General features: G+C 47.1%; 12 protein-coding genes and 2 tRNA genes. 10 read left to right on the forward strand and 4 right to left on the reverse strand.

The window, feature by feature from the left end; genetic code table 11:
- Positions 1 to 371: 371 nt before the first annotated feature.
- Positions 372 to 448 (forward strand) — tRNA-Asn (locus tag OS145_RS11020).
- A gap of 24 nt (positions 449 to 472) precedes the next feature.
- A tRNA-Asn gene (locus OS145_RS11025) sits at positions 473 to 549 on the forward strand.
- Between the two features lie 20 nt (positions 550 to 569).
- On the opposite strand, the gene OS145_RS11030 is transcribed toward OS145_RS11025, so the two are convergent.
- Positions 570 to 1,595, reverse strand: coding sequence for a glycosyltransferase family protein (locus tag OS145_RS11030; RefSeq protein WP_006956529.1), 1,026 nt, complete (start codon positions 1,593 to 1,595; stop codon positions 570 to 572).
- An 8-nt stretch (positions 1,596 to 1,603) separates the two neighbouring features.
- Positions 1,604 to 2,140: a phosphatase PAP2 family protein gene (locus tag OS145_RS11035; protein WP_006956530.1), complete on the reverse strand. Its 537-nt coding sequence runs from the start codon at positions 2,138 to 2,140 to the stop codon at positions 1,604 to 1,606.
- Between the two features lie 188 nt (positions 2,141 to 2,328).
- Here OS145_RS11035 and rsxA point away from each other — a divergent pair, with 188 nt between their 5' ends.
- From rsxA to nth, 7 genes are read left to right on the forward strand one after another with little or no spacing between them, the layout of a single operon-like run.
- Positions 2,329 to 2,910: an electron transport complex subunit RsxA gene (rsxA, locus tag OS145_RS11040; protein ID WP_006956531.1), complete on the forward strand. Its 582-nt coding sequence runs from the start codon at positions 2,329 to 2,331 to the stop codon at positions 2,908 to 2,910.
- Positions 2,910 to 3,494, forward strand: coding sequence for an electron transport complex subunit RsxB (rsxB, locus tag OS145_RS11045; RefSeq protein WP_006956532.1), 585 nt, complete (start codon positions 2,910 to 2,912; stop codon positions 3,492 to 3,494). The genes rsxA and rsxB overlap by 1 nt, the downstream gene beginning before the upstream one ends.
- 4 nt (positions 3,495 to 3,498) lie before the next feature.
- A complete protein-coding gene (gene rsxC / locus OS145_RS11050; RefSeq protein ID WP_006956533.1) occupies positions 3,499 to 5,373 on the forward strand; it encodes an electron transport complex subunit RsxC in 1,875 nt (624 codons plus the stop codon).
- On the forward strand, positions 5,373 to 6,446 hold the full coding sequence (rsxD, locus tag OS145_RS11055; protein WP_006956534.1) for an electron transport complex subunit RsxD: 1,074 nt from the start codon (positions 5,373 to 5,375) through the stop codon (positions 6,444 to 6,446). The genes rsxC and rsxD overlap by 1 nt, the downstream gene beginning before the upstream one ends.
- Positions 6,433 to 7,086 (forward strand): electron transport complex subunit RsxG, encoded by a 654-nt coding sequence (gene rsxG, locus OS145_RS11060; RefSeq protein WP_006956535.1) that lies wholly within the window; start codon positions 6,433 to 6,435, stop codon positions 7,084 to 7,086. The genes rsxD and rsxG overlap by 14 nt, the downstream gene beginning before the upstream one ends.
- Positions 7,079 to 7,768 carry an electron transport complex subunit E gene (locus tag OS145_RS11065; RefSeq protein ID WP_006956536.1) on the forward strand — a complete coding sequence of 230 codons (690 nt, stop codon included), beginning with the start codon at positions 7,079 to 7,081 and terminating at the stop codon, positions 7,766 to 7,768. The genes rsxG and OS145_RS11065 overlap by 8 nt, the downstream gene beginning before the upstream one ends.
- A gap of 5 nt (positions 7,769 to 7,773) precedes the next feature.
- Complete coding sequence (gene nth / locus OS145_RS11070) at positions 7,774 to 8,409, forward strand: endonuclease III (protein ID WP_006956537.1); 636 nt, start codon at positions 7,774 to 7,776, stop codon at positions 8,407 to 8,409.
- Between the two features lie 5 nt (positions 8,410 to 8,414).
- Here the strand turns inward: nth and OS145_RS11075 are convergent, their stop codons facing one another.
- Entirely contained in the window at positions 8,415 to 9,326 is a 912-nt protein-coding gene (locus OS145_RS11075) for a flagellar protein MotY (protein ID WP_006956538.1), read from the reverse strand.
- Positions 9,327 to 9,454: 128 nt separating this feature from the next.
- Between OS145_RS11075 and rnt the strand changes: the two genes are divergently transcribed.
- Complete coding sequence (rnt, locus tag OS145_RS11080; protein WP_040488155.1) at positions 9,455 to 10,087, forward strand: ribonuclease T; 633 nt, start codon at positions 9,455 to 9,457, stop codon at positions 10,085 to 10,087.
- Positions 10,088 to 10,141: 54 nt separating this feature from the next.
- Here the strand turns inward: rnt and OS145_RS11085 are convergent, their stop codons facing one another.
- Positions 10,142 to 10,747 (reverse strand): peroxiredoxin, encoded by a 606-nt coding sequence (locus tag OS145_RS11085; protein ID WP_006956540.1) that lies wholly within the window; start codon positions 10,745 to 10,747, stop codon positions 10,142 to 10,144.
- Positions 10,748 to 10,764 lie beyond the last annotated feature (17 nt).

The following is a 10,764-nucleotide window of genomic DNA, read 5'->3' on the forward strand; positions in this document are numbered from 1 at the left end:
TGATTTATGCATTTTCTGAACAATCGCTAACTTAGCTGAAAACCGCACTAAACGTACTATTTCACATACTTAAACACAGGGTTATCCACAGAATCCGTGGATAAGATCCTGTAGGCTTTAACTGATGCGGATTTCAGCGGTATGTGGATATCCTCAGCGAGCAACAATTTATAACATAAGGCATAACTGGCTTTATGACAGGTACTTGACATTTACATGGACAGCCTTTAGCACACAGTTTTTGGTATAAGGCTACAAAATATACACTCGCACAAGATTTAAGCAGTTAAATGAAAAAACAATAAAAATACCGCATCATTAGTTGACAGGCGCCGCATAGGTCTTTAATATTCGACGCCGTTAAGACGTGTTCCCCAGTAGCTCAGTTGGTTAGAGCGGTGGACTGTTAATCCATGTGTCGTTGGTTCGAATCCAACCTGGGGAGCCAACACGTTTTAATCCTACAATTTGTTCCCCAGTAGCTCAGTTGGTTAGAGCGGTGGACTGTTAATCCATGTGTCGTTGGTTCGAATCCAACCTGGGGAGCCAATCTCAAGCTTCCAAAGTTGTTATCCCCAAAGCGCCGTCAATCTAGTTTTTTCGTTTTCCTGTGCACCCGATTTTATCCATTGCGCGATATTGTCTGCCATATTTGGCCATTCACAATTGAGGGCTGCGCGTTGATGGCCCGCTAACCATGCACGCACATTATCCTCTGAAATTTCATGCATTACGTAAGCAAGCTGACTGTCAGCTAAAAGCTTGCTATTCCAGTGTTGCTCGAACTGACCTCGCAAAGGTTTAACAGCAAACTGTTTATCGCTCTGAAGTGCCTCACACGTGGTTTCAAATCCGGCATTAGCTAATACATACTCCGCAGTTTCGAACTGACATTTAAAGCCCTCACGCGACGGAGGGAAACCCAAAATATGAGGCGCATCTAGGTTGTCCGTTTGCTTTATGCTTGGATGAAAAACTGAAAATTGATACGACTTTAATGGTATGAGGGCATCTACGACTTGCTCGAGATTTTCAAATGGCAAGTAAACCAATACATGACGCTCACTGAGCTCAGCCTCAGATTGCTGTTCACGTACAATCGGTGGAATGCAATTGTCCAATGGTTGCCAATGCATACCCAGCCACCGTGAAGCCGGCGCAAAGTAGTCGATGAGACCGCGCTGAAGCAGACTAAGCTTCGAGTATAGCGAAGGCTCTTTGAATGCGTACTGACGCCCAATACCAATACACGGCTTGTGTGCCAGTCGCGCAGCCCATGCAGTTACGGGTTCATAATCGGTTAGAATTAAATCATAAGTCGACAGATCGAGCGCTTTTACATCTGACCAAAACTGTTTAAATGAATTTTGTCGATAGGTATTGAAGTAATCAACCCGACCATTCTGAGTCGCAAAGCTCAGACCTTGTCGCCATTGATACTCACCGAAAGCACTCATATCGAATAGCGCGCTTGGCGCTCGTCCAGATATGAGGTAATCAACATCAACCGAGTAGTGATTCAACCACCTTGATAACGTGTGACAACGGCTTAAATGACCATTGCCGGTTCCTTGAACACCGAACAAAATACGCATATTCGACCTTAAAGTGCAAAGTAGATAAGAAAGAAGGTTTCGACAAAAGCAATGCCAAGCAAGGCGCCGACACAGACATCCGACACGTAGTGTGCTCCCACTACGACGCGGGAAACTCCGACAGCACATGCCCACGGCAAAAGATACAGTGCGAAAACGGGGTAGTAGTAGGAGAGACAGGTCACGAAGATAAAGGCGGCGCAAGTATGACCCGAAGGAAAGCTAAACTCATCCTGAGCGACAAACAGTTTCTTAGAAGCCATTAAAGTCGTTGGTCGTGCCCGTTTGAACTTGTTTTTTAGCCACCAATAAAGCGGACGCTCGAACAAAAAGATAGCCGCACATGCGGTAAAGAAGGCTTGTCCATCGGCACTGTGTAAAACAAATACTAATCCAACAATAAAGTACCAATAGCCGTCCCCCGAACGCGAAAAACATTGCGCAACAGCGGCAATCCAGCGATGTTGGTTTAAACGATGAATACGAGTGAACCAGCTTAAATCGACTCGTAACGCGGTTTCTTGCAATGCTGTTAACCAGACCATGACAATGCCCCGTTTATTGGCTTGCCTGTTACATTGCGCTAACAAAATGACAGTCACGCGTCAGTTACGTTAAATAACAGTGACAAAATTCAACGAATCTTGTCCGTTCTATTGACCTCTGTCTGTTGTTTATCAATGTCAAAACACCGATAATAGGCACCGGTTTAAATCACGTGTGGAAGAATTGAATGACGGATTACTTGCTGCTGCTTATAGGCACCGTACTGGTCAACAATTTTGTATTGGTAAAGTTTTTGGGACTTTGCCCATTCATGGGCGTATCTAACAAGCTAGATACGGCGATTGGCATGTCAGCGGCAACCACATTCGTACTAACCTTAGCATCGGTATGCAGCTACTTAGTGAATCAGTACTTACTCGAGCCCTTAGGGTTGATGGCATTACAAACCTTAAGTTTTATTTTGGTTATCGCGGTGGTAGTACAATTTACTGAAATGGTGGTGCATAAAACAAGTCCTACACTCTATCGTCTGTTGGGTATTTTTCTGCCGCTTATTACCACCAACTGTGCGGTTCTAGGTGTTGCACTTCTGAATATCAATGAACAACATAATTTCGTACAGTCAATCGTTTATGGCTTTGGCGCGGCAGTCGGTTTTTCACTCGTTTTAATTCTATTTTCTGGCATTCGCGAGCGCTTGGCTGCGGCCGATGTTCCGAAAGCTTTTAAAGGCTCAGCGATTGCGATGATAACAGCGGGCTTAATGTCACTCGCGTTTATGGGCTTTAGCGGATTGGTGACCCAATAATGAGTTTTGTAGTTGGTTTAATCGCTATCGGTGCGCTTGCGCTGATATTTGGCTTAATCCTCGGTTTCGCAGCTATCAAGTTTAAGGTAGAAAGCGACCCTATCGTTGATCAAATCGATGAGATCCTGCCGCAAACTCAGTGTGGACAATGTGGCTATCCGGGTTGTCGTCCTTATGCAGAGGCGATTGCTAATGGCGACGAGATCAACAAGTGCCCGCCTGGCGGTGAAGCTACAATAAAAAAACTCGCGGACCTGATGGGTGTCGAGGCCAAGCCTCTCGACGCAGCGCATGGTGAAGAGAGTGTCAAAAAAGTCGCCATCATTCGCGAGGATGAGTGTATTGGTTGCACGAAATGCATTCAAGCCTGCCCGGTAGACGCCATTTTAGGTGCCGCAAAACAAATGCATACCGTTATTGAGCATGAATGTACCGGCTGTGATTTATGTGTTGAGCCCTGCCCTGTCGATTGCATTGATATGGTAGAAATCAAAGCTAAACCCGAAACCTGGCAGTGGAATCTCGATAGCGTGAAACAGAATATCCACAAAGCCGATACCATTCCCGTCAAACTGGTGGAGTAAGACGATGCAAGACATCAAGCAGTTCGTTGAGTCAGGTCAAATTGCACGCTTTCCCGGCGGTATACATCCACCAGAGCGCAAACAACCCGCGAGTGAGCAGCCGTTGCGCCGAGTTCCTTATGCTGATGAGCTTATTCTTCCGTTACGTCAACATATCGGCTTATCGGGTCAGTGCACCGTGCGCGTGGGAGAACGTGTACTAAAAGGTCAAGCATTAACTGATGCGGCATTGCATCAAGGCCTGCCACTGCACGCACCCACTTCAGGCACGGTAAAAGCGATTGAACAACGACCTATGTCGCATGCTTCAGGTCTCCCAGAACAAGCTATTGTCATTACACCGGATGGCGAAGATAAGTGGCGAGAACGTCAGCCTTTGCCCGATTATCAGCAACGTGATAAAGCCGAGTTATTAGATATTATTCAGGCAGCCGGAGTTGCAGGGTTAGGAGGAGCGGGCTTCCCTACTTCACAAAAGCTCGCCCAGCAAAAACCGGTCAGTTATCTAATCATTAATGGCGTTGAGTGCGAACCCTATATTTGCGCCGACGATCGCTTAATGCGCGAACATGCTAGAGATATTGTGCTCGGTATGCGAATTCTAGCTTACATCACGGGTACCGATAAAACGTTGCTCGCGATTGAGGATAACAAACCAGAAGCTATCGACAGTATGCGCGCCGCTATAGCGGAATATGATGATATTGAGCTTCGCATCGTGCCGACGAAGTATCCATCAGGAGGAGAGAAGCAACTTATCCAACTGCTCACTGGCCACGAAGTGCCGAGCAAACAACTCCCTATTGAGATGGGTATTATCATGCAAAACGTGGGGACTGCATTTGCTGTAAAAGAGGCGGTAATTGACGATAAGCCGTTAATCGAGCGTGTGGTAACCCTGACAGGTGAATGTATTGAGCAACCAGGCAACGTCTGGTCACCATTAGGAACGCCTGTTGATGCCCTGCTTGAATACGCTGGTTTTAAGCCAGAGCAACAACAGCGAGTTATTATGGGCGGTCCCATGATGGGCTTCACGTTGCCAATTACCGCAGTGCCCGTCATCAAAACCACTAACTGTATTCTCGTGCCGAGTACCCGAGAACTGCCACCACCGGGCGATGAAATGGCGTGTATCCGTTGTGGAGCCTGCGCAGAGGTATGCCCTGCCACTCTTCAACCGCAGCAATTGCAATGGTTGGCAAAAGCCAAAGATTATCCAGCACTCGAAGAAAATAATCTGTTTGATTGTATTGAGTGCGGTGCATGTGCATTTGTTTGTCCAAGTGAAATACCACTTGTGCATTACTACCGTCAGGCAAAATCTCAGATGCGTAACCAAGCGCGCGAACAAGCAAAAGCTGAACTCGCGAAAAAACGTTTCGAAGCGCGTCAAGCGCGTTTAGAGCGTGAAAAAGAAGAACGTTTAGAGCGTCACCGAAAGGCCGCCGAAGCGCGTAAGCAAATGCAGCAACAACAGGCCCAAGAAGCATCTGAACAGCCGTCGGACAACGACGGTAAGTCATCAGCGGTTGCTGCCGCCATTGCTCGTGCGAAAGCCAAAAAAGCAGCGCAAGAGGACGGTAGCTCGACCCCGGCTCAACCTACAGACGCTGAATCCAAGCAAAAGTCGAAGAAATCAGCAGCAGTAGCCGCAGCTATCGAACGTGCTAAGGCAAAGAAAGCGGCCCAGCAAACGGCTCGTGAAAGCGATGTTGAAGCCGAAAGCCCAGCCACTGAACAGCAACGCCCAGCACAAGATAAATCAGCAGCGGTCGCGGCGGCTATTGCTCGCGCTAAAAAGAAAAAGCAAGCACGCGAACAGCAAACATCAGACGATCGAGCCAGCCAAAGCCCTGATCAGGAGGATAAACAATAATGAGCTTTAAAGTGGCCGCCGCTCCGCATGGGCATAGCCAAAAAAAGACGAACCAAGTAATGGCCTGGGTGGTGTTCGCGCTTATTCCTGGCGTGATTATCCAATCATACTTTTTTGGTTGGGGCGTTTGGTTTCAGATTTTGATCGCCGTCACTGTCGCGTACCTATCTGAATCTATTTGTGTTTGGGCGCGTGAACGTAGCGCGCGTCAGGCATTGCGAGATAACACCGCATTGGTGACAGCGGTTTTATTAGCCATTAGCATCCCTCCCTTGGCGCCTTGGTGGATTATTGTAATCGGGACGCTATTTTCGATCGTCGTCGTAAAGCAAGTTTATGGAGGCATGGGACAAAACATATTTAACCCTGCAATGGCGGGCTACGTGTTGTTACTCATTTCTTTTCCTGTCCAAATGACACACTGGCTACCCGCAGCTCCTATTGCCCCCTACGATTTAGGACTGTGGCAAACACTACACACTATTATTTTTGAGTACACACCCACCGGGTACGATGTTGAACAACTACGCACTACCGTTGATGGTATGTCGATGGCGACCCCACTTGACGGTGTTAAAACCGCGCTCGATCAAGGCAAGATCTTAACCGAGGCATATCAGCAACCCATGCTAGGTAGTTTAGCGGGTATTGGCTGGCAATGGCTTAATTTGGGTTTTCTGCTAGGCGGCATTATCTTACTGCAACAACGCATCATCCGTTGGCATATCCCTGTTGGCTTTCTAGCGGGTCTACTTGTACCAAGCTTTTTGGCACACATGTTCGCTCCCAGCATTATACCAGGACCTATCTTTCATGCGCTGAGCGGCGCGACGATGCTGGGTGCGTTTTTTATCGCTACGGATCCAGTCTCGGCAGCAACATCGGATCGCGGGCGGTTATTATTTGGCTTACTCATCGGTTTATTGATATGGGTGATTAGAACTTGGGGCGGTTATCCCGATGCAGTGGCTTTCGCAGTGCTACTGGCGAACCTGTGTGTTCCCATTATTGACCGTTATACTCGCCCAACTGTTTACGGACATCACTCAGGAGCGAAACATGACGCTGAATAGCATGCAGAAAAACGGCTTGTTACTGGGGTTGTTTGCTTTAGTATCGACTGCATTGGTGCTTGGTGTGGAAGCCGTCACAGAAGATGCCATTGCGGAGCAAAAGCGCACGCAAACACTCGCTTCGCTGAATGAAATCATCCCTCCTGAGCTTCACGACAATGACCTCTATCACTCCTGCGGCCTGTTGTCAGATAACGCACTGAGTGAGCAGCCTGTTCCAATTTACCGCGGTTACCTGAATGGTAAACCCAGCGCTTTAGCTGCTGAGGCCGTAGCTCCTAACGGATACTCAGGAAAAATCCGCTTACTGGTTGCCATCAAACCTGATGGTGAAGTGTTGGGTGTACGAACACTACAACACCAAGAGACGCCGGGCTTGGGTGATAAGATCGAAAAACAAAAGAGTGACTGGATACGATCATTTGCGGGCAAACGCTTGACAGGTGAGGATGACGAACGATGGGCGGTGCAACGAGATGGTGGTATGTTCGATCAATTTACGGGCGCAACGATAACGCCACGCGCAGTAGTGGGTGCAGTAAAATCCGCCACTTGGTATTTACAGCAAAATAGTACCCAACTGTTCCAAGACTCGTTACCGCAATGCAATTCAGCTTCACAAGGTGAATCCCATGAGTGAGTTTAAAGCACTGACTAAACAGGGTTTGTGGGAAAATAACCCGGCTTTAGTTCAACTTTTAGGTTTATGCCCGCTACTTGCCGTCACCGCCTCTGTGACCAACGCCTTAGGACTCGGCTTAGCTACGCTATTTGTTTTAATGGGCTCAAACATTACAGTTTCACTGGTTCGCCAATGGGTGCCTCAAGAAATACGTATTCCTGTTTTCGTTATGGTAATAGCCACCTTTGTTACCATTATCCAGTTATTGATGAATGCCTACGTCTATCAGCTTTACCAAACGCTTGGCATTTTCATTCCATTAATCGTAACCAACTGCGCTATCATCGGCCGCGCAGAGGCTTATGCATCCAAAAATAAATGGCACCATGCGGCTATCGATGGCCTGATGATGGGGCTGGGTTTTGCTGCCGTGTTAGTCGTCTTAGGCGGAATACGCGAAGTGCTCGGCAATGGCACGCTATTTGATGGCGCTGAATTATTGCTAGGCGAGTGGGCCAAGCAATTGCGTATCGAACTGTTTAGTCTTGATTATCCATTGCTGTTGGCGATTTTACCTCCAGGTGCCTTCATTGGTATGGGTTTCATTATTGCGATAAAAAACCGTATTGACGCAAAACGCGCACAAATCCAATCAACTGAGAAAACAGTTACACGCGCACGTGTGACAGCCGAAAGCTAATTGATATGAATAAAGATAAACGTTATCAAATTTTAAGTCGTTTGCGTGACAACAATCCTAACCCAACCACTGAGTTAGAGTATGAGTCGCCTTTCCAACTGCTAATTGCCGTATTGTTATCAGCTCAAGCAACCGATGTGGGTGTCAATAAAGCCACACGTAAGCTGTTCCCGGCGGCGCCTACGGCAGAGACCATGTTAGCGCTTGGCGTAGATGGTATAAAAGAATATATCAAAACCATCGGCCTATTTAATTCAAAAGCAGAAAACGCCTATAAAACCTGTAAAATACTAGTTGAACAGTACGATGGCGAAGTCCCAGAAAGCCGAGAAGCTTTGGAAGCTCTACCCGGTGTTGGACGTAAAACGGCTAACGTAGTGCTTAATACAGCATTTGGCTGGCCGACTATTGCTGTAGATACGCATATCTTTAGAGTCTCTAATCGTACTAAACTGGCTCCCGGCAAGAACGTCAATGAGGTTGAACAGAAGCTAATTAAAGTCGTGCCCAAAGAGTTTAAAGTGGATGTCCATCACTGGCTTATTCTACACGGGCGCTACACCTGCGTTGCGCGCAAACCGCGCTGCGGTAGCTGTGTTATTGAAGACCTTTGCGAGTTTAAAGAAAAAACCAGCGATTGATGCAACTATAGCTCAACGTCTGAGGATTTATTTAACTGCACGATAACTCGGCGGTTCTTCTGGCGGCCTATTTCATTATCATTATGGTCGATCGGACGATCCTCGCCGTGAGCGACCGTTTGAATGCGGTCCGCTTTTATACCCCGTTCGACAAAAAAAGATTTAATAGCATTGGCGCGTTGCTCTGTTAGCGTCTGATTCGGCTCACGAGCGCCTAGCGCATCCGTGTAGGAATCTATTAATACTAACTTCAAGTCGGCATCTACTTTCAAGTAGTCGCTGATTTGTTTTAGCTTCCGCTGCGAAGGCGCGGTTAGCTCATCACTATCCGCTTTATGGTTCAGTACGGTATATGCAATATCCTCGAATGAGAAAGGCAATAACGCATTAATACAACCTTTAAATGCGTCGTATGCACTGCGAAAGTTCACTGCTGAAATTGCCACAGCAACTTGATCTTTTGGGTTATACCAGTCTTGGTACAAAAATGTTGGGTAACGACCCTTATCGAGTTCAGACAGCAACGTCCATGCTGCTTGCTTTTTAAGCTCGCCATTAAATTGCTTATATAGGTCCATGCTACCAATAGAGTAGCTGTTTTGTCCCGGCTGCCACTGCGGAGGAACCGATTCGATACGTGCCACACTGTAGTTGTCGGGAAGCTGGTTCATATCGAAGGTCATGGTTAAATTGAGTTGCTTACTCGCTTCGCTATGAAACTGTACTTTGCCGAAGCGAGGAATGACGTGCTCCAACTCACAGTTAAGCTGCGTGTTGTTGGCCATATACCAAAGTGAATTATCCAAGTTTGCGCTGTAGTATCTGACCGCGTTTGCTTCTGCGAACGAACTGATACTGACCAACGCGCTACCCAGCACGATTAACGCTGATAGCCGAGTCGTATTATTCACCTGCACACGCACCTCCTTTAATGACTTGTCTTTTATATCGGTCGTGTTGCAATAACCTTTAACCAAATCACAAGCAAAAACGCCCGCTCTTTGGCATAATGGGCATTAGCAATTTAGCAGATACAGGTAATTTCATGTCAGGTTCCGAAGACTCTCTTATGAAGCAACGTTTTCGCGGCTACTTACCCGTAGTCATCGACGTCGAAACGGCGGGCTTTAATGCCTCGACCGATGCCTTATTAGAGATCGCTGCCGTCATACTGAATTTTGATGAACATGGACAGCTTAAGCCGGTCGAAAGCCATCAGTTTCATGTCGAGCCATTTGAAGGCGCCAATATTGAACAAGCAGCAATTGAATTCAATGGTATCGATCCGCATTCGGAATTACGCGGCGCACTCCCCGAAGACGAGGTACTTAAAGCCTTATTCAAACCGATTCGAAAGGCACAAAAAGCGGCTGGCTGTCAGCGCTCTGTGTTGGTTGGACATAACTCGAATTTTGATCATAGCTTCCTGATGCGAGCAGCCGAACGAGCTAACATTAAGCGCAATCCGTTTCACCCCTTTGTTAGCTTTGACACGACATCTTTAGCGGCGTTGACGTTAGGACAAACTGTACTTATCAAAGCGTGCAAAGCCGCAGGTATCGAGTTTGATCAAAAGCAAGCGCACTCAGCGCTGTATGACACCGAAAAGACAGCCGAACTGTTTTGTTGGATGGTCAACAAATGGAAGGCACTAGGCGGTTGGCCACTCGCTGACTAAAAACAAAAAAACGCGCCATTTGGCGCGTTTTTTAAGAGTCACTGAAAACTAGTATTATAGCTTGTCAGCGTTCTTAGAAAGGTATGCTGCTACGCCTTCAGCGTTTTCCTTCATACCTTCTTTACCTTCTTCCCAACCTGCAGGGCAAACTTCACCGTGTTTCTGGTTAAAGTTCAAAGCATCGACCATACGCAACATCTCGTCAATGTTACGGCCCAATGGTAGGTCGTTAACGACTTGGTGACGCACAACGCCATCTTCATCGATTAAGAATGAACCACGGAATGCAACGCCCGCTTCTGGGTGTTCAACATCGTATGCTTTACAAATGCTGTGACGAACGTCTGCAACGAGTGGATATTTAACTTGACCAATACCGCCATCTTCGGTTGCAGTGTTGCGCCATGCGCTGTGAGTGAATTGTGAATCGATTGAGACACCAATTACTTCAACGCCGCGCTTTTTGAACTCGTCCAAACGCTTATCAAATGCGATAAGCTCAGAAGGACATACGAATGTAAAGTCCAGCGGGTAGAAGAACAAGACGGCTTTCTTGCCTTTGATCGCATCAGAAAATTTAAAATCTTCAACGATTTCGCCAGAGCCCATTACCGCTGCTGCGGTAAAGTCAGGTGCTTTACGTCCTACTAAAACTGCCATTGATACTCTCCGTCTTT

This window comes from Idiomarina baltica OS145, assembly GCF_000152885.1.
GTDB classification, from domain to species: Bacteria; Pseudomonadota; Gammaproteobacteria; order Enterobacterales; family Alteromonadaceae; genus Idiomarina; species Idiomarina baltica.